Origin of the sequence: Spirulina subsalsa CS-330 (assembly GCF_028330765.1) — a bacterium.
Taxonomy (GTDB): Bacteria; Cyanobacteriota; Cyanobacteriia; order Cyanobacteriales; family Spirulinaceae; genus Spirulina; species Spirulina subsalsa_A.
The window spans coordinates 1-22,885 of record NZ_JAQMTY010000193.1; the positions used below are offsets into that span (position 1 = coordinate 1).

The following is a 22,885-nucleotide window of genomic DNA, read 5'->3' on the forward strand; positions in this document are numbered from 1 at the left end:
CCCCCCCCCCCCCCCCCCCCCCCCCCCCCCCCCCCCCCCCCCCCAGAAACCTAGTTCAGAAAAAAGAGACTTAACGCACCAAGTTGAGTAATTCTTGGGGTGACGCTAACAGATCGATCGCCACAAAAAAGATGTTGTTTTGGGAATCCAACAAAAACCGCCACGCCATATTCATACCCACACTGGCCCCAAACCAAGGCGTTTGCACTTTTCCGGTCACCTTAACCTGGGTATAGCCATTTTCTGCGGGTTCAGAAACGCCACGTTCCGGGAGCAATTGCAAGTTTTGGCATTCTTCCTTAAAAAAGCGCAAAATCGCATCGGTGCCAACAATCGGTTTTTGAAACGGAGGTTGCAGCGCCCCATCGGGCAAAAACAATTTAATATTGGCATCGAAGTCATTGGCGTTCATGTTGTCCATGTACATGAGCACAACTGAATTATCAATACCGTCAATTTTTACCCGTGTCCGCTGGGACATTTCCTTCGGCGGTGCGACGGGTTCAGTCACCGGAGTGTAGCTGCCGAGCTTGCTGGTGTCATAGCCCATATCCACCACGGTATTGCGTAATACGGTAATCTGCTGACCGGGATCTAAACTCCGAATCGTTTGGAGCACAGCGGAAGCATTGGCCGAAAGTTTATAGTCTTTGGGAATCGGAGCGACAATCCCTTGATCCATCCATTCGCCCAGACGATACCAAAACCCCAGTTTGATATTGGCTGACCAGATGGCATAGGTTCGACCGATCGGGGTATCGGCGCGATTTGTCAGGTCGCACATCACCTGAGTTTGTTCGAGGGTGGTCATCTGCCGAATTTCGTTTAAGGTCGATTCAGCAAACTGCATATTGGCCGCACCGGGAGCCGCGACGGTAATGCTTTTTCCCATTTCCAAATAGGCAAACCAAATTAAGGCTAATTGATCTTCTGCACTGAGTTGATTAAACCGCGCAATGGTGGCGGGAACCATATCCGCAGTGAGGGTATTCGGAAAGATTCCGCGAGCGGATTCAATGGTAAATGACATCGTTAAATACTCCTAGAAAAATGTGAGTGGATACTGAATTGAGTGAATTGAAGCCACAACGCGATCGCGCGGCTATCGCTTGCCCGAATTGATTCAGGAGCTAACACGATATTCAATTGTTAATCCACGCCCCAAGAATATGGGCAGGGTGAAGTGTATCGAGAGCTTAAGGGTTTTAGCGTCTATTAATGGTCTTGATTTGTTACTTCACCCTTGGATGATAACTTAAGAGCCATGTCCGAAAAGTGGTTTTTCCCACGTTAGGAACATGGAATTCTGCCGATGTTGCATCTGTAATTGATTATACCAGGGGGTGCTGGCTTCAGCCTGGAAACCGAAAAGAGGCTGGCAATTGCGATCGCCTGATCTGAGTCGTTTTGTTCTCGTGTTGAGGCTCAAGCGGGGAGACGTGCCGGTATTTTGAAGTGCCGAGGGGAGCGGGGTTAACGCACGGTGGGCAGGATGGCTGCGGGGGGTTGGTTGGCTTTGATGTCGATTTCGCGCAGGGGGACGAGGCCGGCATCTTGGAGGAGGAGTTGGGCTTCGTCGGTGCGGAGGAGGTCGGCAAAGGTTTCACCGATGGGGGCGCGGCGGTTGTCGCGGGGATAGATCAGGGCGATGGGGTAGGCGAGGGGGTATTGTTCGCCTCGAATGGCGGGGATGTTGGTTTTGTAGCTGCCTTTGTCATTGCAGAGGTCGGTGCTGGGGGTGATGGGGTTGCTGTCTTTGTCGAGGAGGGGGGAGACGGGAGCAGATAGGCCTTCAGTGAGGGCGAGGGGATAGACGGAACATTGACCAAAGATGCTACTGAGGCTGCCGAAGGCGATCGCACCAAGATCGCGTTCTTCAAAATCCTGGAGCACCGCGTTTAAGGTGCGGAAGGTGGAGAGGCGGGTGATGTCGGTGTTAATCGTGCTGGTGCGGGTGCGTTGGCTGGCGAGGCGGCGGAAGGTGTCGATGGAGTCTTGATCGCGGAGGATCTGGGTTTCAAAAATTTTCACAGCTTCTTCGTCGGCGGGAATGTAGAGCTTGACGGGCATATCGGGGCCGCCCAATTCATTCCAGTTGATGATTTCGCCGGTATAGAGGCGGCGCAGATCCTCTAGGGACAGTGCGCCGTTGAGTTGGGTGGGGAGGCTACGATCGCGCGTCTCATAACTAAACGCCACATAGACAGCGATCGCATCATAGGCCACCCGCGAAAACCACAAATCCGCCGGCAGGTCTTGAATCAGGCTACTAATCGCAAACTCAGCATCCTGTTGTTGCACTTGCCGGAGGGCCTCGCTGGCGGACGGTTGCGGTCGATAATCGAGTAAAAATCGATCAATCTCGACTAATGCTCCCTCCGCCTCATCCGTGGGGGGTGGGATTGCCGCCGTTGGATCGGGTTCTGCCGGGGCGGGGTCGTCTTCTGAGGGGGGATTGATGCGATCGGCGAGAAGTTCCCCTAAGCTTTTGCCCTTAACGATCAGGTTTTGCTGTTGCCAAATATAGGTCCAAATCCCAGGTTGCTCACCGGTAAAGATATATTCACCATTGGGAAACCCATCCACCTGCTCAATACAACAGACCACCGGCCGGGGCGGGGCTTCGGAGGTTTGCTGCCGTCGGAACCACCACACCAACAGCGCAATCAATGCCAACCCCAACACCCCACCGAGCATCCACCAGGCGATCGGGGGAATTTGGCGTTTGGGTTTGGGTTCGCTGCCTTCCCCTTCGGGCTTGATGGCGTGGGGCACATCATCGGGCAAGGTGATTTTCAACAGGGCCTGACGGGCCAAACTGGCCGATTCAAACGGCAGGGAATTTAACCCCAACAGCGACATGACAAAGTAACGGAAGGGTTGGGGCAAATTTGGCGGCCAATTGTCCCCAAAAGCGGGGTCGAGGGGTTGGCGGGTTTCGGGGTCAAATTGCCGACCGGCCATGAGATAGAAGGCCACATGACCTAAATCGCGCAGGTCGGTTTCCACCGAGGGTTCTTTGGGTTCGAGGAGGGGGGGTTCAAAGATGTTTTCCCAGAGGGCGGGGTCGCTGAGGTAGACGTAGAAGCCTTGGAAGGTGGGAACGATCAGGACGCTATCAATGGAGATGTTGCCGTGATGGATGCCGGGGTGGATGATGCCGGAGGGGAGGCGGTATTTTTGGCCGTGGAGGCCTTCGAGGGTTTGGAGAAGTTGGAGGAGGACGGTGCGCACTTGGGCGGCGGACATGGGCCCGGTGGCGGTGAGGTATTGGGTGAGGGTGGGGAAGGTGTCGAGGGTTCCGTCGGTGACGAGATAGGCGCGGTTTTCCCCTAGGGGGGCGATCGCATCACTGGGACTAACGACCCGTAAATCCTGATGGCGACCATCGGCGAGGTGAATGCCGGTCACTTGGTTGAAGCGATCGCGCCGCTTGACGACTTCTGGGGGAGTAAAGTAGCGATCGGGCAGGAGAAATTCTTTAATCACCACCGGTTGGCGATCGCTCAAATCAATGCCATGGTACAACCGCCCCCAGTTGCGCACTTTCAAAAAGGCTTCAAATTGATACTGCCCGCGCCGCCCCTGGAGCCGGGTTTCCGGGGGGATCAGGGTGGGAAAGGTGCAGCGCAGGCATTCCGTCGCGCCGGGATTTTCCACTAGGGTTTGGGCGGGCCATTCACAGGCGAAGGGGTTGCCGTGGACGCAGCGATAGGCGGAATAAAGGGGCGGCGGCGGCGCGATGATCTCAGCTTCGACAGCTTGGGCATCGGTCATCTGCTCGGCCAAGGTGGTGAGAATTTCTTGCTTGACTTCGGGGAATTCTGGCAACGGCAGCGAGATACTTTCGAGCACACTGGGCACGATCCAGCGGTAGCGGGGGGGCAGGAAACTAAAGGCACGATAGGACACTTGGGAAACGAGGATGTTGACGCGATCGCCCGCCCCCGACAGCTCCCGATTTTTAATCTCGTTTAAAATACTCATCCCGCCTTCCTGTTGTGCAATGGCCGCAGTATCCTCGATTTTGCCACAGGATCGAGAGACGGAGCGAAGATCAGCAGTATGGGGCGCAACGCTTGCGCCCCTACCGGCCTAATTTTGTAGGGGCGCAACGCTTGCGCCCGTAATCCCTGCACCCATGGCATTATTCTGGGGAGTTGATCAAACCGGGGTGATCGTCGGGGCGGGGGGCGGTGGTGTCCCAGTGGAAGCGGCGATCGCCCTCGGCAATGGGGCGATCGTTGATGCTGGCTTCGCGGCGACGCATCAGGCCCGCCTCGTCAAATTCCCAGTTTTCATTGCCGTAGGCCCGATACCATTGCCCCGCGTCGTCGTGCCATTCGTATTGAAACCGTACCGCGATCCGGTTGTCGCCAAAGGCCCACAGTTCCTTGACGAGGCGATAGTCTAATTCTTTGTCCCATTTACGGCGCAGAAATTCCCGAATCGCAGCGCGGCCTTGGAAAATTTCCGCCCGGTTGCGCCAAAAACTGGCTTCGGTGTAGGCGAGGGCGACCCGATCCACATCGCGGCTATTCCAGGCATTTTCGGCCATGCGTACCTTGGCGATCGCAATCTCACGGGTAAAGGGGGGGACGAGTTGAGCAGGGGTGAGGGTCATCGGTTGAAGTCCAAACAGGATAGAGAAAAAAAGGGACTGTCAGCGATCGCCAACAGTCAGACCAAATCAGGAGATTAAAATTGCAACGCGGCAAGCTACCACTTCTTATAGGGCAGGAACTTACCGCACATGATGATTTTGACGCGATCGCCCTTGGGGTCTTCTTCTTTTTCCACATCCAAGGTGAAATCGATCGCACTCATGATCCCATCGCCAAACTTCTCATGCACCACCGTTTTCAACGGCATGCCATACACCTGCATGATTTCATAGAGGCGATAAATCAGGGGATCAGTGGGAATCACCGGCTCCAACGAGCCTTTCAGCGGGCATTCCGTCAACGGTTCAATCAGCGACGCATCGGCCCCAATGGCTTCGACGATTTTCGTCGCCTCTTCCGTCGATGCACTGGCTTGGCGATAGACCACCGACGCGATCCACACCTCATCACAGCCCACCTTCGCTTCCAAATCCGCAAAGCTCAAGCCAGCGGCTTTCTTAGCAGCCAACAATTTTTCCGTCACGTCAGAAATTGCCATAATTCAAAAAAATCCTCTTCATAGGGTATTCACAACAGATCACGCAGGAACGTACCGCCTTAACGGCCCCGCACCCGCGCTTCTTCCACGGCACGAGTCTCGCGGAACAGATGGCTTTCCATCTCCGCCTTGAGATCGTGGTAAGCCGGATGTTGATCCAGGGTTTCCCGGTTACGGGGGCGGGGGAAAGGCACATCGAGAATTTCATCCACCCGTGCCGCTGGCCCCCGCGTCATCATGATGATCCGATCGGACAGGAGCAACGCTTCTTCAATACTGTGGGTAATCATGATCACCGTTTTGCGCTGCTGTTCCCAGATCCGTTCGATCTCATCTTGGAGAAAGCCCCGCGTCAGGGCATCGAGGGCCCCAAAGGGTTCATCCATCAAGAGCATTTGCGGGCTAATGGCTAGGGCGCGGGCAATGCCCACCCGTTGGCGCATCCCCCCGGAAATTTCGTGGGGGTGTTTCTTTTCCGCCCCCACGAGGCCCACCAGTTGGATATGTTCGGTAACGGTGCGTTGAATGTCGCGGGGCGATCGCTTCGGATACACCGTCTCCACCGCAAACCGGATATTCTCCTCCACCGTCATCCAAGGCATCAGGGCATAGTTTTGAAATACCATGCCGCGATCGGGCCCGGGCCCTTGGATCGGGCGATCGTTGAGCAAAATTTCGCCCTCGGTCGTTGAAGAAAGCCCCGCAATCATATTGAGTAACGTAGACTTGCCACAGCCCGACGGGCCGATAATCGTCACGAAGGTATTAGGTTCAATATCCAGACTGATATTCTCGATCGCCACAAAATCCTTTGAGGTTTTGCGAGACAGCTTGCTAAAAATATCCTTCTTGCCCGGAAACACCTTCGTAACATTGCGGATTGAAAGCTGGGCCGTCGGCGACCCGCCATCCATGGGTGTAACTTGATCAAGATTCAACGGCGTAGCACTCATGAGTTTCGACCAAATGTGACAAACTTTTCAGCAGCGGCAAACAGGCTATCAAGGAGCAAACCCACCAGCCCAATAATGAAAATCGCCACCAAAATATTGGGAATATAGAGGTTATTCCACTCATTCCAAATGAAATAGCCCAACCCCGTCCCCAGCAGCATTTCCGCCGCCACAATCACCAGCCAAGCAATCCCCATACTGATCCGCAAACCAGAGAGGATATTCGGCAAGGCCGCCGGAATAATCACCTTAAAGATCGTGCGCAGTCGTGACGCGCCCAGGGTTTCCGCCACCTCTAGGTATTCCTTATTGACATTCGCCACCCCAAAGGAGGTATTAATTAATGTCGGCCAAATGCTAGAGATGAAGATAATAAACACCCCGGTCTGCTCCGAATCCCGCAGGATATAGAGTCCAAGGGGCAGCCATGCCAGGGGAGAAATGGGTTTGAGCAGTTGAATGTAGGCGTTGAAGCCTTTATTAGCGACGGGGGAAATGCCAATCAAAATGCCGAGGGGAACCGCCACGAGGGAGGCAAGGAGATACCCGATCGCTACCCGCCGCAGACTAATCAACAGATTCCAACCAATGCCGAGATCATTGGGGCCATTGTTGAAAAATGGATTCGTGATCCACCACCAGAGTTCCTCGATGGTTTTGGTGGCCGTGGGGACTCCTTTGGTGAAGAGACCATTGCGAGCGCCAAGCTCCCAAAAGAGGAGAAAGACGATTAGCGATCCCACAAAGAGCAGGAAAGCGCGGACATTTTCGCTCAAGCCGGGTGAGTCTGACGGGTCTTTTTTTCGCGATCGGGATTTTGATTGACTGATTGCCATAACTGAAAATAAACCTCCGAAATTGAATGGATAAGCCTCCGCATCTAAACGCCGTACTCGTCGATTTGCTCCTGCACGTAGGTTTCCGGATCAGCGGGATCGAAGGTGTCAAACTTTAATTCTTCGATGCGGTAAATCTCGGACGGCGGTGATTGACCCAGTTCTTCGGCGAGTTCGCGGGCGAGGTCGGTTAAGAATACGTCAGTGCCCACGGTGTCGTAGCCAGTTTCGGGGATGATTTTGGGGGCGAGGTCGTCGCCTTGGAGATCCCAGCGCACCAGTTGCGAGGAAATCCAGTTGGCGAAGCTCTGCCAGGGGTAGGGGTCGAAGTCGATGCGATCGGGGATGTCGAGGGTGTTGCCGTTGCCGTCTTCAAATTTGCCGGTGAGGACGGCTTCGACGACTTCGACGGGTTGATTGAGGAAGGCGCGATCGGAAATCGCTGCGGCAATTTCGATGCGGTTGGCGGGGTCGCTGGCGTAACCGGCGGCTTCGATGATCGCTTTATTGAGGGCGCGGAAGGTGTTGGGGTTGGTTTCGATCCATTCGTCGCTGGCGGCAAAGGCACAGCAGGGATGACCGGGCCACAGTTCTTTCGTCAACATGTGGATGAAGCCGGCCCCTTCGTACACTGCCCGTTGGTTAAAGGGGTCGGGCATGAGGTAAGCGTCAATGTCCCCGGCGATCAGTTGGGCGATGCTGTCCGGTGGGGGAACGGGGCGAATTTGCACATCTACATCGGGATCGATGCCGCCGGTGGCCAGGTAGTAGCGCAGCAGCAGGTTGTGCATCGAGTAGGGGAACGGTACGCCGATGGTGAAGCCTTTGAAGTCGGCGGGGCCGTTGATGTTGCCTTTGTGGCGTTCGGCGATGGTGATTGCTTGGCCGTTGATGTTTTCGATGCTGGCGAGTTTCACTCCGAAGGCCGCTGAACCAAGGCCGAGGGTCATGGCGATGGGCATGGGGGCGAGCATGTGGTAGGCATCGAGTTCGCCGGCGATCGCAGAATCCCGCACCGCCCCCCAACTGGGCATTTTCACCACTTCGGCGTTAAACCCATACTTTTCATAAAATCCCAACGGTTCCGACATAATAATCGGCGTGGCGCAGGTAATGGGAATAAAGCCAATGCGCAGGTCGGTTTTTTCCAGATTACTGGTATCGACGGGTTCCGCATCATCCGCCGTCGGAGCATCGCTCGAACCGCCATCCCCGCAACTGGCGAGGCTCACCAATGCCGCCCCGATCGCCAGATTGCGCAGGAACTCGCGGCGGGTGGGTTGGCCATTGCGAATCGCATCGCCGAAGAATTGGCCCGCTTGGGGGCCAAAGGCAGCGGCGAAGGCATTATCTAACCCCCCGGCTTGGCGGCAGAGATCTAAAATCAGCTTCTCCCGCTTCGGGCTGCCGCGTCCCACTCGTTTGAGCAAGAGCGTCTTCCGGAGTGCGTGGGCATTCACCGTATCGGCGGCCCGGAGTTGATTTTCTTTATAAATCCCCATTTTGACCAGATCATCGACGAGTTCGACGGGATCTTGGGGCATAGTTTGCATAAATTCCCAGTGGTCCAAACTGGAATGTTGCTGTCCGCAAACGGTGCAAAGAGATTGCAAGTTAGACAGCGTTCCATAGCGCCCTGGAGAGCGCGTTAAATTTTGTAGTACGTTCTGTGCCGAATTCAAAACCATAGCGAATGTTCACCTACAACCAAAATTACCGAAAACTCAACAAACACGATCAGAATTGGCCATTAATATTGTTGGGTAATCTAACAGGAATTCTTGGTAAGGGCATTGGATTTTATTTGGAGAAAATTAGGATTTTCTTTGTGAATTCTTGATATTCTGGAAATTAAGGGTTTTGTGTTAAATGAGATACAGAATCTATTCTAATAACCTGCGTTAATGGATGTTCCCTCACCACTTTTAAGCCTAAGACTGTTATTAATAAGGCGCATCAACCCCTGACCGACCCATCCATTATTTAGGATTGCGATCGCGGGTGATTTGCTCCCCATTAGAGTCCTCCATTAATGGGTAATTTGTTGTCGCCAGCGGAGGGGAGAAAGGCCATGAGTCTGGCGAAATTGGCGTGTAAAGTAGCTGGCATCGGTATAGCCACAGGCATCGGCGATCTTACGAATCGATTGCGTTGTGGTGCGGAGTAGTTTGCAGGCTTGGGTCATGCGCCGCTCAATGATCCACTGTTTAACGGTGCGCCCGGTTTGTTTTTGGACGAGGTGGGTGAGATAGGCGGGGGAATAGCCCGCAGCTTGGGCGACATCTTCGAGGTGGATGGCTTGGCTGTAGTGGGCTTCGATGAATTGAAAGACGGATTGCAGTTGGGAATAGTCGGGGAAGATGGGGTCAGTGGCAAGGTCTGCGGGGCTGGGAAAGGGGTCGCGATAGGGCGAGGGCTGGGGCGATCGCCCGTAGAGTTTCACGAGGTCTGCTTGGCGTTTGAGGCGGGTGGCGATCGCCGCTAAAAATTGCTCCACGGTGCAGGGTTTCGTCAGGTAATCATCCGCCCCCAATTCCATGCCCTGGCGCAGATCAGCCATGGCCACTTTTGCCGTCAGGAAGATAAACGGAATAATCGCGGTATCCTGGCACGATCGCAGATTAGCTAACACCGCATAGCCATCCATATCCGGCATAATAATGTCACAGACAATCAAATCCGGCCGGCATTGGTGAGCCAGTTGAATCCCCTCGGCTCCATTACACGCACCATGGGCGGCAAAGCCTTCAAATTGTAAGGATTTGAGGAAAATATTTCGGGTTTGGGTTTCGTCTTCAATGACCAGGATTGTCTTCATTTTGATGTCAAGACATTCATGGGAGTATCGTACAAGGATGATTTGGAGCCAACGTGCATTGGCAGAGGTTCAAAACATCAAACTATCATCACCGATCAACCCTGAATACAAGGGATGGTTCACTATTGATGTTGAGTCCAGAGCAGTTCACGGCCGAAAACCGCCCCGAAACCGTCTTCTCAACTGAAAACCATGGCTACCCTTGACTATCCCTAGGCTGTCCTTGAAGGCAGGATTAAACTCTACTGAGCTAGGTGATTTTGAGACCGTGCGGTGATTCAGATTGTAGGGACGGCGATCGCAACATTGAGAATCTTCTTCCCATTTAAAGTACAAGTAAGACCGACAAAATGTAATGAATTATACTTTCTTAAATAAAAATCAAGAGTACCTTCAGCCCTCATCTTGCAATCCAGAGATTCAGTTCATCCCAACCATCCCGAACCACGGATCAACCCACCCCTTGACAACCCTTCCTGACCCTTTCCGCCGCCCTTGATCATGTCTGCACAAAACTCGAAACCCGTTGCGCAGGAACTGCAAGAACTCCGCCGCCAGCATCAACTGATTTTGAATGCCGTCGGGGAAGGGGTCTATGGCTTAGACCTCCATGGCAATGTCACCTTTGTCAACCCTGCCGCTGCGGCTATGATTGATTGGCCCATTGATGAATTGATTGGCAAGTCCATGCATCGAGTATTGCACCATTCCTATGCCAATGGCCACGCCTATCGCCGCGAAGACTGCCCCATCTATGCGGCGTTGCAGGACGGGAGCACCCACCGCGTCACCAGTGAAGTGTTTTGGCGCAAGGATGGGACGAGTTTTCCGGTGGAATATATCAGTACGCCGATGCGGGATGAAGCGGGGCAGTTGCTGGGGGCGGTGGTGACGTTTCGCGATATTACCCAGCGGCGCTGGGCGGAAGAGATTCTCCAACGCACCAATGAAGAGTTAGAACTTCAGGTGCAGCAGCGCACGGCGAAACTGCGCCAGGCGAATCAACAATTGCGGGAATTGAACGAGGTGCGATCGCGCTTCATCACCATGGTCTGCCACGAATTCCGCAACCCCCTCAACAACATCGCCCTCTCCGTCTCCTCCCTCCAACGCTACGACAGCCAACTCACCCCCACCGAAAAAGCCGACTACCTCACCACCATCACCGGCAACGTCGAGCGCATGACCCAGATGATTGACGATATCCTCGTCATCGGCAAAATCGAAGCCAACGTCCTCGAAGTCAAACCCCGACCCCTCGATCTCGTCGAATTTTGCAGCCGCATGCTCCGGGAACGGGAAAATCGTCGCTTACCCGTCCCGATCGAATTCAGGTGCCAAAGCCGCCAACTCATCGCCCACCTTGATCCCCGTCTCGTCCGCTCCATCGTTGAAAATCTGCTTTCCAACGCCCTCCGCTACACCCCACCCCATCAGAAAATCTGGCTCAAATTAACCAAACGCCATCAACAGGTGATTCTCACCGTGAAGGACGAAGGCATCGGCATTTCCCCTGACGATCAAGCCCATTTATTTGAACCTTTTCACCGAGGGGCTAATGTCAGTAATATTCCCGGCACGGGTTTAGGGTTGAGTATTGTGCAGCAGTTTGTGCAATTGCAACAGGGCACGATCAAAGTCAAAAGCTGCGTCAATCGTGGCACAACCTTTACGGTGCGATTGCCCACGACCTTACCCTAACCCCAGACCCAAACGCGCCGGATCGGGCTGCTCTGTGCATGGGTGCGATCGCAGAGCGCAGGAGCACCGCTCAAAAAGCCTCAGGATGGTTTAAATCCCGGCATACAGCGACCCATCCGGCATCGTCGCCCCCAGTAAGCAGGCATCCCGGAGGTCTGTTCCGGTTAACTTCGCATTCCGTAAGCTTGCACCCCGGAGATCCGCCCCTTGGAGACAAGCACCATCTAAATTTGCACCCCACAGATAAGCACCCCGCAAATTCGCCCCGGTTAAATCTGCCCCGGAGAAATTGACAAGATTTAAATTGGTATCTTGCAAATCGGCATTGGTGAGGAGAGCGTCCCGGAGATCGGCCTTCATCAGATCAGCTTTGATCATCTGACTACCCCGCAGATCGGCTTGGCTGCAATCCGCCTGCTTCATCATTGCGCCCTCTAATTGAATGCGCCGCATGACACTGTCGCTGAAATCCGCTCCGGTTAATTCTGCATTTTGTAACTGAGCGCCGCTGAGTTTGACACCGCTTAACTCTAGACCGCTGAAATTAATATTGGGCAATATCAAGCCGTTCATCCAGGCTCCTTCTAATTTCACGCCGCTGAGTTGCGCCCCTTGGAGGTTTGCACCGCTGAGCCGCGCCCCGCTCAAGTTTGTCCAGTTTAAGTTTGCGCCTTGCAGATTGGCCGATCGCAAATTAATCCCATTTAAATTCGCGCCACAGAGATTGACACCCGACAGATTAGCCCGAAAAAGGGTGACCCATTTCAAGATGGCTCCGCTCAGTTTGGCTCCTTGGAGGTCTGCTTTCGCCAAATGAGCGCCTTTGAGATTGGCTTTGGTGAGGTCGGCTTCGCACAGTTGAGAATTGGCGAGTTTGGCAAAGGTGAGGTCAGTACTGTACAAAAATGCCCCATTCAAATTGGCTCCTTGGAGAAAACACCGCTCCAAATGGGCGCGAGCTAAACTTGCTTCTTTCAGGAGTGAACCGGCGAAGTTCGCATGGGTGAGTTGAGCACCAATTAAGTTGGCATAGGGCAAATCAGAACCGCGAAAGTCGCGATCGCCTGAAGCGTACCGTTTTAATAAAATATGAGCATCCATTGGGAATTGACTCCATGAAATAGATTGAGACAGATGGCAAATGATCGAGAGTTTAAGAACAAGCGTTGGTGTGGCGGAGTCGGGATAATGACAGAATTCAAGATCAAATCAGTCTGTTTTCGTCTTTTAGGCTTGGGTTGGAATGGGTTCCTCTTGAGTGGGTCTAACTTATCGCGATCCTAAATCAATCGGAGATCAGATCTCCTCATCAACAAGGGGCTTAAGCCCCTTGCCTGTGCATGAATCAAATAGGATTGCTATGGCAACGTTAAGACTAGGCAATGGGACTTTTTTTGCGGTTAAATTATTTAATTTTCCGGGTCTTGAATCCATTGAATTCCACTTTCCAGCATAGACGAATCATGTTGAACTGTGGTCATCATCAACTCACTTACTGACCAATCTTGATGTTTTGTAACCAAGCATGATTATTGTTAATAAAAATTTAATTCAGATAAACGCGGGGCAAGCGTGGTTTAAACCCACAGAGAATTTCCCAGGAAATCGTGCCGATCGCATCGGCCCAATCGTCGGCGGTGATCTGCTCGCTGCCGTCTTGGCCGAGGAGGGTAACACAATCACCGGGTTGCACGTCCGGGAGTTCGGTCACGTCTACCATCAGTTGATCCATGGTGATCGAACCGATTTGGGGGACGCGCTGACCCCGGATTAAGACCTGCATTTTGTGGGTGAGGAGGCGGGGTACACCGTCGGCGTAGCCAATGCTGACGACGGCGAGGCGCAGGGGGCGATCGCTGACATATCGATGGCCATAACTCACGCCGGTGTGGGGCGGGATGGCTTTGACTTGGGTGATCCGCGCTTTGACGGCCAGCACGGGGCGCAGGGGGAGGATGGGGCGCAGGTGGGGCGCGGGATAAAGACCGTAAAGCGACAAACCGATCCGCACCCCGTCGTAATGGAGGGTGCGATCGCCCAACGTCCCGGCGGAATTAGCAAGATGCACCATGGGAGGATGGAAGCCATGGCGGCGGAGTTCGGTGAGGACGGCCTCAAAGCGATCGCGCTGAATCGCCATAAACGTGGGGTCGGGATCATCCGCCGTGGCAAAGTGGGAATAGACACTGGCCAGATGCAGCGAGGGCAACTCGTGAACCGCCTGCACCAAGGACAGGGCATCCGTCCAGCGCGTCCCCAGGCGAGACATGCCCGTATCAATATTGAGATGGACGGGGAGGGTTGTCCCCAGTGGGGTCAGGGTTTGGGCAAAGAGGGCGGCTTGGTGGGGCGTGCAGAGGGTGGGTTCCAGGTGATGGTGGGCGATCGCTTCGATTTCCGCCGGGGTGTAAATCGCCCCCAACACCAAAATCGGAACGTGAATTCCCCCTTGGCGCAGGGCAATCCCTTCTTGAGTTGTGGCAACGGCCAGACGCTGCACCCCCAACCTCACCAGCACCTCCGCCACCGGCATCGCCCCATGGCCATAGGCATCAGCTTTGACCACTGCCATGAACATCGCGCCCGGTGCCAAATGTGCGCATAATTGCTGCACATTATCCCCCAAGGCGGTGAGATCAATTTCAACCCAAGCCCGCTGCTGTGCTATCCCCATGGGATGGGGAGAGTGTAACTGTTGCCCTACCATAAAACGTCACTCCTTGGCGCGATCGCCCCTTGGCATAACGGCGATCAATTTCACTCAGGGAAACCGAGTTAGGGCATAGTCTAACCTGAATCTTGGAGACATCAAACCCTGAAAAATCACAGAATCGAGGGTAACCAGTGTTACAACAGTTCAACATTGCATTTGTTATGGTAAGGACACATTAAAATTTTTCGTAGGTAACGCTTCGTGGGATCAAGTCAAATACTCATTGTCGAAGGCAATCCACATTTGCGATCGCTGCTGGGGTGGCATTTGCAACAAGCTGGGTATCGTATCCAACAAGCTGCAAGCCTCCAACAAGCGCGAGACATTCTCCTGCGCAACCAACCCCCCCTCGTGATTCTTGAGCCGGATTTACCCGATGGCAATGGCTTAGAACTCTGTCAATGGTTGTTGCAACAGCGTCAATCCCTCGTCTTGTTGTTATCGGCCAAAGATAGCGCCCATGACGTGGTCACTGGTTTAAAAGCCGGTGCTGATGATTACTTGAAAAAACCCTTTGGGATGCAAGAACTGATGGCACGGGTGGAAGCCTTGCTGCGCCGTTGTCGCGTCACCAGTGTGCCCCTCTTGCTCAACTATGGCGATCTGAGCATTGACTTAGTGCAGCGGCGGGTGCATCTTTACGGGCGCTACATCGACCTCACCCCCCAAGAATTCAGCCTCCTCTACGTTTTAGCCCAGGCCGAAGGCATCCCCTTGAGCCGCACAGAACTGCTCCATCGCGCTTGGCCCGATGCGATCGATAATCCCCGCACCATCGATACCCATGTGTTGTCCCTGCGGAAAAAACTCGTCCCGGACAGCGATCGCATTGAACGCACCAGCCTGATTCAAACCGTGCGCAATGTGGGCTATCGCTTTAACCCCGATGCCCTCAAACAGATGGAACGCACCGACTCAACCCCCCCCACAATGCCAGAACCCCATCGCAACAGTGAGCCATTAGCCGCAGGCTATACCGTCTAGTCCGATCATCGATGCATGAGCCGGCTCGTTTTGGCATGATTGGGCCCAGGGATGGGGCGCGATCGCTCATGCTTAACCCCCGCTTTAATACAGCTTAAAATCTGGCCCATTGAAGTGATCAAACACCGCATTTTTGACCCTCACCACCGTCTTGAATGTCGGCCCGTTGATCTGAGAATAATACTTAACAAATCAAAGGATTAATCAATCCAATGCTAGAATCACGCCAGAAATTCTAGCCTCCAGGCATAATGAGCGATGACCTATCGAATTTTATCCTTAGACGGCGGTGGTTTTCGGGGTGTAATGTCAGCGCGAATTTTAGTAGCACTAGAACAAGAACTCCGTCACCAATATGACTGTGCCTTACATGAATATTTTGACCTCGTCACCGGCACATCCACCGGCTCGATTTTAGCCACCGGGATCGCCCTCAAAAAGACCGCCCACGAGTTACTCGGTCTCTACGAAAAAAACGGTGAGCATATTTTCCCCGGCTATATTCGCACCCTGCGATCGATGACGAATATTACCCGCTCCTTTTTACCGATCGCTCTCTACCCCCACAGTCCAGAATGGCCCCTCTCGAAGGAAGACGGCGTGGCCACCGTCCTAGCGAAGGAATTCGGCTCGACCTCCATAGCAGAAATCACCTCCCCCGTCCTGCTGATCCCCGCCTACGACACCTCCGTCCGCCGCACCCGCTGGTTTTGCAGCAATAACGACGGTCACAACCAGCCCCAATGGTACGACACACTTCCGGTGTGGCAGTTGTGCGTTTGTTCCTCCTCCGCGCCGACCTTTTTCCCGCCCTACGAACTGACGGTTCCGGAGCCACAATATGAGGGACAGCCCACAGTGGGCAAAAAGCTACCCTTTATTGATGGAGGCGTAGCGGTGAATAACCCGGTGCTCGTAGGAATGGCCCATGCGATGCTGATGCCCTACGAAACCCCCGACCCGGAACAGTTGACCCTCAAGGATATGGTGGTGCTGTCGGTGGGAACGGGTCGCCCAACGGAACCCTATAGCTACGATGATGTGAAGCGTTGGGGGGCGCTGCAATGGGTGGCGCGGTTGGGGGATTTGTTTTTACCGGCTCCCAATGATGTGAATGCTAATGTATGTTGGCAACTGATTCGCGGGGAAAGTGACGAGAATGCCCAGCGGGTCTTACGTCTGGATTACAGTTTGGATCAGAAGTTAGCGGATATTGACAATCCGGAACTTTATCATGAGTATGTCAAGTTTGCGGAACAGTATTTGCACGGTCAAACGGGACGTTCTAGTGATTTGGCGCGGGTGGGGATCAGTGAGGCGATGTCGCCGGAAACAGCGATCGCTCAGTTTGTCGCCGCTAATCCTCCGGCTTAGGGGAGCCTTGGCCAAGCTGCCGTTTGGCTTGGTTCCAGAGGGCATCAAGGGCGGCGAGATCGTAGTCTGTTAGGGGGCGATCGGCGTTGTCTTCCATGATGCGCAACCGTTGGATAAAACGGTGATTCGTGCCTTGGAGGGCCTGGGATGGGTCAAGCCCTTGCCAGCGGGCGATTTGAATCAGGGCAAAGAAGAGATCCCCTAGTTCGGCTTCTTGGTGGGCTTTGTCACCAGAGGCGATCGCCGCCTGCAACTCCTGCCATTCCTCCTCCACCTTTCCCCACACATCCTCAATCCTGTCCCACTCAAACCCAAACGCCGCCGCCTTTTTCGAGATCTTCAAACTCGCCATCAACGGCGGCAACCCGTGGGCGTAGCGTTGAAACCCGTCGCTCATCCGCACGGGCGCATTCCCCTTTTCCTGGGCTTTAATTTGCTCCCAATTGTGGCGCACCGCTTCCACCGTATCGGCCGTGTCTTCACCAAACACATGGGGATGGCGGCGGATCAATTTCTCGCTAATCCCATCGGCAACATCCGCGAGGGTAAACTGTGCCTGTTCCGAAGCAATTTGGGCCTGCAACATCACCTGCAAGAGCAGATCCCCCAATTCTTCGCACACATCCGCCGTCGTCCCGGTTTGCAACGCCGCCACGGTTTCATAGGCTTCTTCAATCACATAGGGGATCAGGCTTTGGGGGGTTTGGGCTAAGTCCCAGGGACAGCCGCCGTCGGGGTCGCGCAGCCGGGCGACGACCTCGATCAGGCGTTGGAGAGCAGGCAGAGCAGAGTTTGACATGGGATCGGACGGCATTTCTTTGCAATGATACGATACAAATCTGCTGTTCGTTGCTGCGCCGCTCTGGAATTCTCTCCACCGCTAATCTGTCCAAACTGTGCGAGAACAATGACGCTGTGGTGCGAAGCGTTGGGGCTGTGGTTGGGAACTTGATACAGTTCAGTGTTGCAAGAGACCAGCCATTGGCTGCGGTTTTACTTCCCCAATGAGCAGTTGGTTTTGTTGCCGCGAGAGCAGGAACGGCAGCGGGCAGAACAAGGTTACGGGCCAAGTTGCGGGAACTGGGTGTTGATCCAGAGACGCTTTGAGAGCGATCGCAAGTCAGCCCAGCCCTTGGGCCCAAAACAATTCAAGTCCCGAAATCTTGCGATTATTGCAGGCAGCGGATCGCTTCGAGGAGGCCGCGGGCTTTGTTGAGGGTTTCTTCGTATTCCGATGCGGGGACGGAATCCGCCACAAGCCCCGCCCCGGCTTGGACGCAGACTTGATGAAGATCGTTACCTTGGGGACGGACGACCATGGTACGAATGGCGATCGCACTATTCAATTGCCCCTCAAAATCGTAATAGCCGTAGACCCCGGAATAGGGCCCGCGCCGTTCCGGTTCCAGTTCGTGGATGATTTCCATGGCGCGAATTTTCGGCGCACCGCTCACCGTCCCGGCGGGGAATGTGGCTTTCAGTAAATCCCAGGCGGTTTGATCGTCGCGCAATTCGCCGATCACATTACTGACAATGTGCATCACATGGGAATAGCGTTCAATCACCATCAACTCATCAACCCGCACCGTTCCCCACTTGCAGACCCGACCCAAATCATTACGCCCCAAGTCCACGAGCATCACATGCTCGGCCACTTCTTTGGGGTCGGCGAGGAGGTCTTGTTCTAACGCGAGGTCTTCGGCGTGGGTTTTGCCCCGGCGGCGTGTCCCGGCAATGGGACGAACGATCGCTTGCGTTTCTCCGGTGGGTAATTTTTCCGCTTTGACCATGACTTCTGGGCTAGAGCCGATGATCTGCCATTGGTCAAAGTTGAAATAGGCCATGTAGGGGGAGGGGTTCACCAGGCGCAGGGAGCGATAGAGGTCGAAGGGGTTGCCGCTGTAGGTGGTTTGCAACCGTTGGGAGAGGACGACTTGGAAGATGTCCCCGGCATGGATGTATTGTTTGGCGGTTTCGACGTTGGCGCAGTAGGCTGCGGGGCTGGTGTTGCTGGTGTAGGCGATGGGGGGCGCGTTGTCGGTGGCGAGTTCAATGGTGCGGGCTTCGATGGGGAGGGGCAGTTGGAGTTTTAAAACGAGTTTGGTGACGCGATCGCAGGCCGCTTGATAGGCCGCCTCTAGATCCACCTCCGGATCGCGCAGGTCGGCATAGGCGATCGCCCAAATTTTCCGCTTCACCTGATCAAAAATGATCAAATTATCCACCTGCATCCAAATCCCATCGGGCAGATCATCGGGTTTCGCCCGATGCACCGGCACTCGTGGCTCAATCCAATGGATCAACTCATAGCCCCAAAACCCAAACAGGCCGCCAATCCCCGGCGGCAACTCCGGCAAAGTCACCGGATCGTAGGGCGCGAGACAGTGGGCGAGGCTATCAAAGGGATTGCCGTCGTAATGCTGCACCTGACCATCACGATGGGTTTGGCGGGTATGGTCGCCCCGCGTCGTCAGCACCCACACCGGATCGCAGCCTAAAAAACTATAGCGGCCAATATTTTCCCCGCCTTCAACGGATTCCAACAAGAAGCTATAGGGCTGGCCCGCGCAAATCTTATACCAGGCTGAAACCGGGGTTTCGAGATCCGCCACCCACTCACGATAAACCGGAATAAAATTACCCTGCTCGGCCAGGGCCTTAAAGTCAGACAGTTCAGGAAAAATCATCGGTGCTGGGGACGTGAAGACGGAGGACTCAGGAAACCAATAGTTATAAGTGTAGGGCAATGGGGCCTACGCTCATGGGGGAATGGTGCGAGGGGCGAAGGTGCGATCGCCCTAACGAGAATCACTCGTCGCTAACGAGGCGGGATCTTCGCCATTGGCGGCGGCAGGGTCTTCGCCGAGGTAAATAGCGCGAATGTCGTCGGGGAGGTTCACCGTCAGCATCCGATAGCTTTCCTGGAGATAGTCTTGGACTTGGGCGGGGGAGAGCATATCGCCTTCGGCTTGGAGGTAGGCGGCGATCCGGGTGGGACTCCATTGGAAGGTGCGGGCCATGAGAAGGATGAGCCGAATCACGGGGGGGAGCAGGTCGAGGCCCTGTTCAAGGTAACACCACAGGGGGGGTGAGGTGCTGTTGAGGTCGTAGGTGATCGATTCGACGGGGGGGAGATTGGCTTGGTTGATGCAGAGGGCGGTGACGTTGATTAACCAGTTTTGATAGGAGGTGGCTTCAACGGCGGCCGCGCCGCGCAATTCGAGGCCGCGCATTTCGTAGAAGATATGCCGCCAGGTGAGGGCAAACAGATAGTCACCTTGGACGGGCGATCGCGCTGAGTGGGAAATCAGGGTGTAGACGATGGGATTGTAGCGGCAAAACAACGCAACGAAATAGCGTCCCTGTTCGGGGTGACGCTGAAACAGAGTGAGTAAGTCTTGGTCACTGTAGCGAAACAGTGCTTTGACAATGGGGTGGTTGCACTCAGGAAAGCGTTGGGGTTGCACGGCGGTCTTGTTAGGGGTTTAAGGATATCAGCCGGGGGTCAATCACCGTTTATTCTATAGCGTTCGATTTGAGTTTGAAAGACTTCGTCCGATGGGGTTCGGGTAAACAAGGGGCTTAAGCCCCTTGTCTAGAGGATGGTGTGAGGGGGTGAGCGGACTCCCTTGCTTAGATGGTGGTGATGTCTTTTTCTTTGATGGCGAGCAGGTCTTCGATTTTTCCGGTGTATTTGTCGGTTAACTTTTGCACGTCATCCTGTAAGCTGCGGGATTCATCTTCGGAAATGTCGCTGCTTTTTTCCTGTTTGCGAATGCTGTCGATCGCATCTCGACGGATGTTGCGGATCGAGACTTTGCCTTCTTCGGCGAGGTTTTTCACCTGTTTAACCAATTCTTGGCGGCGATCGCTCGTCAACGGCGGAATATTGAGCCGAATCACCGCCCCGTCGTTGTTGGGGTTTAAGCTGAGGTCGGACATTTGAATCGCCTTCTCGATCGCGCCCATGCTGCTGCGATCGTAGGGTTGGATCAAAATGATGGTGGCTTCGGGGGTGCTAATGTTGGCGATTTGTTTGAGGGGGGTATCTACCCCGTAGTATTCGACGCTAATCCGGTCGAGCAAGCTGGTGCTGGCTCTGCCGGTGCGAATCGTGTTGAAGTTCCGCTGGGTCGCTTCAATCGCTTTTTGCATCAGTTGTTCAGTGTCAGCTAACTTCATAGTTACCTCCTACGATGGTTCCAATGGGTTCTCCCTGAACGGAGCGCACAATGTTCCCGTTCACCGAGAGATCAAAAACAACAATGGGAATATTATTTTCTTTACAAAGGGCGATCGCTGTCCCATCCATCACCCGTAAATCATGACTCAGCACATGGTTATAGGTGAGGCTGGTATAGCGGCGTGCGTTCGGATTTGTTTTAGGATCAGCATCATAAACACCATCGACTTTGGTGGCTTTGAAGATGACATCCGCATCAATTTCGGCAGCCCGAAGAGCCGCAGTGGTGTCGGTGGTGAAAAAGGGATTGCCTGAACCCGCCCCAAAAATGACCACTAAACCCCGTTCCAGGTGGCGAATGGCCCGCCGCCGGATGTAGGGTTCTGCCACCTCTTGCATGGCGATCGCAGTTTGGACACGGGTGGGAATCTCAATACGTTCGAGGGCATCTTGGAGCGCGATCGCGTTCATCACCGTTGCCAGCATCCCCACATAGTCCGCTGTAGCCCGATCCATCCCGGCGGCAGACGCTTTCACACCGCGAAAGATATTGCCGCCCCCCACCACAATCGCCACTTGGACCCCACTTTTAATGACATCCGAAATTTCTTGCGCAATGCCAGCAACAACAGCGGGATCGATGCCGTATCCCAAATCCCCCATCAAAGCTTCCCCACTCAGTTTGAGTAAGACTCTCTGGTATGCCATCGGTTGCCTGCAACTTGCGTTGGATTGATTTGCCTCAATTACCATAGCAGGTTTTCGCGCCGTGTCGCGCTGGGGGTGCGATCGCCTCAATCCAACCGACCCCGACTGAGGGCATGGTAGCCAATCAATTTATAGACCAACTTCGCCGCAATAAACTCTGAAACCACAGCATCCCGGAGGGGGGCCAACTCCATCACATCACAGCCGATGACCTGCCGTTGGGTGAAGAGGGTGCGGAGAAAGCGGGTGGTTTGGGCCCAATTGAGGCCGCCGGGTTGGGGTGTGCCTACGCCGGGCATGATCGCGGGGTCGAGGCCGTCGAGGTCGATGGTGAGGAAGACGCGATCGGTTTGAATGGCAGCGATCGCAGCCTCGATCCATTGGGGATTTTCGGTGATGTGATGATCCCACTGCACCGGAATCTGCTGCGATGTGATCAGATCCGCCTCTTCTTTGCAAATGCTCCGAATCGCCACCGGCACAAGGGGAATGCCCCGATCCACAATCCGCCGCATCACGCAGGCATGGTTATAGATCGACCCCTGATAACTATGGCGCAAATCCCCATGGGCATCGATTTGCACCACGGTAAAGGGTTCCGTCTCCACCTGTTGATACGCCGCCACCACCCCAGCGGTGATCCCATGTTCACCGCCAAGGGTGATCACAAATTTACCGGTCTTGAGGAGCGGGATTAAGGCCGCTTCCACCTGTTGCACCATGACTTCGGGGGGGAGATCAGCCTGATGGCGAGTATCGGCGATCGCATCATGAATCCCAATCCCCACCGCGAAACAGGGTTCTTGTTGCAACTCCACATCGTAATGTTCCAACTGATCCGACGCAGCAAGGAGCGCGATCGGCCCCTCTTGGCAGCCCTTGCGATAGGTGGTCGTCGCCTCGTAGGGCACGGGCACAATCATCACCTCAACATCGTCATCCGGTACGGCCGTGGCCGCATCAATAAAATAGCGGGGAAAATCATTCATCAAAATTTGTGTTAAACCCTCGGCTTGACGGCAAAAACAAGACGGATTTGCAGAGATGACCGTAGAAACCGTGTCAACGGGTCTCGCTACGTTAGAATAAGCGCTTGGTAATGCTCACTCCAAAAAACCTTATGTCATCATACTGGGCTTGGCTCGCACGCATGGCACTGTTTGGCCTGATCGGCTCTGCCTCGGTCGGGTTCTTTCTCCGCACCGAACTCCAGACTCAACCCCAAGCGGGGAACGGAGCGCGATCGCCCCAAGCCCAGGTTGTCCCCTTTGACCCGGAATATCTGCTGCCGTCCGATGCGATCGCCAGCGGTCAATATCGCCCGGCGAGCGATCGCAACGCCACCAATCGCAACGCCAGCGATCGCCCCAACCTCCCCCCCATCCCCACCAGTCGCCTCGCCCCACCCCCCACCTACGAAAACTACGCCGCAATTCCCGACCTCCCCTTAAC

Annotated in this window: 20 protein-coding genes; 4 read left to right on the forward strand and 16 right to left on the reverse strand. The window is 54.5% G+C overall.

Translation table 11 applies throughout. From position 1 onward, the window contains the following. Positions 1-70: 70 nt before the first annotated feature. The 8 genes from PN477_RS13495 to PN477_RS13530 all read right to left on the reverse strand — a co-directional run bounded on the left by PN477_RS13495 (position 71) and on the right by PN477_RS13530 (position 9,770). Positions 71-1,030: an orange carotenoid protein N-terminal domain-containing protein gene (locus PN477_RS13495; protein ID WP_272119767.1), complete on the reverse strand. Its 960-nt coding sequence runs from the start codon at positions 1,028-1,030 to the stop codon at positions 71-73. 443 nt (positions 1,031-1,473) lie between these two features. Next, complete coding sequence (locus PN477_RS13500; protein WP_272119766.1) at positions 1,474-3,987, reverse strand: substrate-binding domain-containing protein; 2,514 nt, start codon at positions 3,985-3,987, stop codon at positions 1,474-1,476. 160 nt (positions 3,988-4,147) lie between these two features. After that, positions 4,148-4,624, reverse strand: a complete 477-nt coding sequence (locus PN477_RS13505; RefSeq protein WP_272119765.1) for a nuclear transport factor 2 family protein — start codon at positions 4,622-4,624, stop codon at positions 4,148-4,150. Between the two features lie 95 nt (positions 4,625-4,719). Then, a complete protein-coding gene (gene cynS / locus PN477_RS13510) occupies positions 4,720-5,163 on the reverse strand; it encodes a cyanase (protein WP_272119764.1) in 444 nt (147 codons plus the stop codon). Positions 5,164-5,222: 59 nt separating this feature from the next. Further along, positions 5,223-6,116, reverse strand: coding sequence for an ABC transporter ATP-binding protein (locus PN477_RS13515; RefSeq protein ID WP_272119763.1), 894 nt, complete (start codon positions 6,114-6,116; stop codon positions 5,223-5,225). Continuing rightward, positions 6,113-6,952 (reverse strand): nitrate ABC transporter permease, encoded by an 840-nt coding sequence (gene ntrB / locus PN477_RS13520; protein WP_272119762.1) that lies wholly within the window; start codon positions 6,950-6,952, stop codon positions 6,113-6,115. Before ntrB ends, PN477_RS13515 begins: the two co-directional genes overlap by 4 nt. 44 nt (positions 6,953-6,996) lie before the next feature. After that, positions 6,997-8,640, reverse strand: a complete 1,644-nt coding sequence (locus PN477_RS13525) for an ABC transporter substrate-binding protein (RefSeq protein WP_417158817.1) — start codon at positions 8,638-8,640, stop codon at positions 6,997-6,999. 341 nt (positions 8,641-8,981) lie between these two features. After that, positions 8,982-9,770: a response regulator transcription factor gene (locus PN477_RS13530; RefSeq protein ID WP_272119760.1), complete on the reverse strand. Its 789-nt coding sequence runs from the start codon at positions 9,768-9,770 to the stop codon at positions 8,982-8,984. A gap of 501 nt (positions 9,771-10,271) precedes the next feature. On the opposite strand from PN477_RS13530, the gene PN477_RS13535 reads away from it, so the two are divergent. Then, complete coding sequence (locus PN477_RS13535) at positions 10,272-11,471, forward strand: PAS domain-containing sensor histidine kinase (protein ID WP_272119759.1); 1,200 nt, start codon at positions 10,272-10,274, stop codon at positions 11,469-11,471. A gap of 90 nt (positions 11,472-11,561) precedes the next feature. Here PN477_RS13535 and PN477_RS13540 read toward each other — a convergent pair whose 3' ends face one another. Together PN477_RS13540 and alr are read right to left on the reverse strand one after the other, a co-directional pair. Continuing rightward, on the reverse strand, positions 11,562-12,572 hold the full coding sequence (locus tag PN477_RS13540; RefSeq protein ID WP_272119758.1) for a pentapeptide repeat-containing protein: 1,011 nt from the start codon (positions 12,570-12,572) through the stop codon (positions 11,562-11,564). A gap of 445 nt (positions 12,573-13,017) precedes the next feature. After that, entirely contained in the window at positions 13,018-14,145 is a 1,128-nt protein-coding gene (alr, locus tag PN477_RS13545; RefSeq protein WP_272147348.1) for an alanine racemase, read from the reverse strand. 240 nt (positions 14,146-14,385) lie between these two features. Between alr and PN477_RS13550 the strand changes: the two genes are divergently transcribed. Together PN477_RS13550 and PN477_RS13555 are read left to right on the forward strand one after the other, a co-directional pair. Then, positions 14,386-15,168 (forward strand): response regulator transcription factor, encoded by a 783-nt coding sequence (locus PN477_RS13550; protein WP_272119756.1) that lies wholly within the window; start codon positions 14,386-14,388, stop codon positions 15,166-15,168. Between the two features lie 258 nt (positions 15,169-15,426). Next, a complete protein-coding gene (locus PN477_RS13555) occupies positions 15,427-16,542 on the forward strand; it encodes a patatin-like phospholipase family protein (protein WP_272119755.1) in 1,116 nt (371 codons plus the stop codon). Here the strand turns inward: PN477_RS13555 and mazG are convergent. From mazG to speB, 6 genes are all read right to left on the reverse strand, one after another. Next, positions 16,526-17,341, reverse strand: a complete 816-nt coding sequence (mazG, locus tag PN477_RS13560; RefSeq protein WP_272119754.1) for a nucleoside triphosphate pyrophosphohydrolase — start codon at positions 17,339-17,341, stop codon at positions 16,526-16,528. The two genes, PN477_RS13555 and mazG, sit on opposite strands and share 17 nt — an antisense overlap. Before the next feature lie 370 nt (positions 17,342-17,711). Next, positions 17,712-19,229, reverse strand: a complete 1,518-nt coding sequence (gene trpE / locus PN477_RS13565) for an anthranilate synthase component I (RefSeq protein WP_272119753.1) — start codon at positions 19,227-19,229, stop codon at positions 17,712-17,714. A gap of 111 nt (positions 19,230-19,340) precedes the next feature. Then, complete coding sequence (locus tag PN477_RS13570) at positions 19,341-20,009, reverse strand: hypothetical protein (RefSeq protein WP_272119752.1); 669 nt, start codon at positions 20,007-20,009, stop codon at positions 19,341-19,343. A 166-nt stretch (positions 20,010-20,175) separates the two neighbouring features. Further along, positions 20,176-20,724 carry a ribosome recycling factor gene (gene frr / locus PN477_RS13575; RefSeq protein ID WP_272119751.1) on the reverse strand — a complete coding sequence of 183 codons (549 nt, stop codon included), beginning with the start codon at positions 20,722-20,724 and terminating at the stop codon, positions 20,176-20,178. After that, a complete protein-coding gene (gene pyrH / locus PN477_RS13580; RefSeq protein ID WP_272119750.1) occupies positions 20,711-21,433 on the reverse strand; it encodes a UMP kinase in 723 nt (240 codons plus the stop codon). The genes frr and pyrH overlap by 14 nt, the downstream gene beginning before the upstream one ends. 86 nt (positions 21,434-21,519) lie before the next feature. After that, the gene (gene speB, locus PN477_RS13585) at positions 21,520-22,422 is read right to left on the reverse strand and encodes an agmatinase (RefSeq protein WP_272119749.1); all 903 of its coding nucleotides are present in this window, start codon (positions 22,420-22,422) and stop codon (positions 21,520-21,522) included. Between the two features lie 131 nt (positions 22,423-22,553). Here speB and PN477_RS13590 point away from each other — a divergent pair. Then, positions 22,554-22,885, forward strand: a 332-nt coding sequence (locus PN477_RS13590; protein ID WP_272147349.1) for a hypothetical protein, incomplete at its 3' end; no start/stop codon positions are given.

What these genes read in the sequence shown, in the direction of transcription:
- pyrH (WP_272119750.1), bottom strand. Translation starts at nt 21,433, where the DNA reads ATGGCATACCAGAGAGTCTTACTCAAACTGAGTGGGGAAGCTTTGATG.
- PN477_RS13525 (WP_417158817.1), bottom strand. Translation starts at nt 8,640, where the DNA reads ATGGTTTTGAATTCGGCACAGAACGTACTACAAAATTTAACGCGCTCT.
- speB (WP_272119749.1), bottom strand. Translation starts at nt 22,422, where the DNA reads ATGAATGATTTTCCCCGCTATTTTATTGATGCGGCCACGGCCGTACCG.
- PN477_RS13530 (WP_272119760.1), bottom strand. Translation starts at nt 9,770, where the DNA reads ATGAAGACAATCCTGGTCATTGAAGACGAAACCCAAACCCGAAATATT.
- ntrB (WP_272119762.1), bottom strand. Translation starts at nt 6,952, where the DNA reads ATGGCAATCAGTCAATCAAAATCCCGATCGCGAAAAAAAGACCCGTCA.
- PN477_RS13495 (WP_272119767.1), bottom strand. Translation starts at nt 1,030, where the DNA reads ATGTCATTTACCATTGAATCCGCTCGCGGAATCTTTCCGAATACCCTC.
- PN477_RS13555 (WP_272119755.1), top strand. Translation starts at nt 15,427, where the DNA reads ATGACCTATCGAATTTTATCCTTAGACGGCGGTGGTTTTCGGGGTGTA.
- cynS (WP_272119764.1), bottom strand. Translation starts at nt 5,163, where the DNA reads ATGGCAATTTCTGACGTGACGGAAAAATTGTTGGCTGCTAAGAAAGCC.
- mazG (WP_272119754.1), bottom strand. Translation starts at nt 17,341, where the DNA reads ATGTCAAACTCTGCTCTGCCTGCTCTCCAACGCCTGATCGAGGTCGTC.
- PN477_RS13500 (WP_272119766.1), bottom strand. Translation starts at nt 3,987, where the DNA reads ATGAGTATTTTAAACGAGATTAAAAATCGGGAGCTGTCGGGGGCGGGC.
- PN477_RS13505 (WP_272119765.1), bottom strand. Translation starts at nt 4,624, where the DNA reads ATGACCCTCACCCCTGCTCAACTCGTCCCCCCCTTTACCCGTGAGATT.
- frr (WP_272119751.1), bottom strand. Translation starts at nt 20,724, where the DNA reads ATGAAGTTAGCTGACACTGAACAACTGATGCAAAAAGCGATTGAAGCG.
- PN477_RS13535 (WP_272119759.1), top strand. Translation starts at nt 10,272, where the DNA reads ATGTCTGCACAAAACTCGAAACCCGTTGCGCAGGAACTGCAAGAACTC.
- PN477_RS13540 (WP_272119758.1), bottom strand. Translation starts at nt 12,572, where the DNA reads ATGGATGCTCATATTTTATTAAAACGGTACGCTTCAGGCGATCGCGAC.
- trpE (WP_272119753.1), bottom strand. Translation starts at nt 19,229, where the DNA reads ATGATTTTTCCTGAACTGTCTGACTTTAAGGCCCTGGCCGAGCAGGGT.
- alr (WP_272147348.1), bottom strand. Translation starts at nt 14,145, where the DNA reads ATGGGGATAGCACAGCAGCGGGCTTGGGTTGAAATTGATCTCACCGCC.
- PN477_RS13515 (WP_272119763.1), bottom strand. Translation starts at nt 6,116, where the DNA reads ATGAGTGCTACGCCGTTGAATCTTGATCAAGTTACACCCATGGATGGC.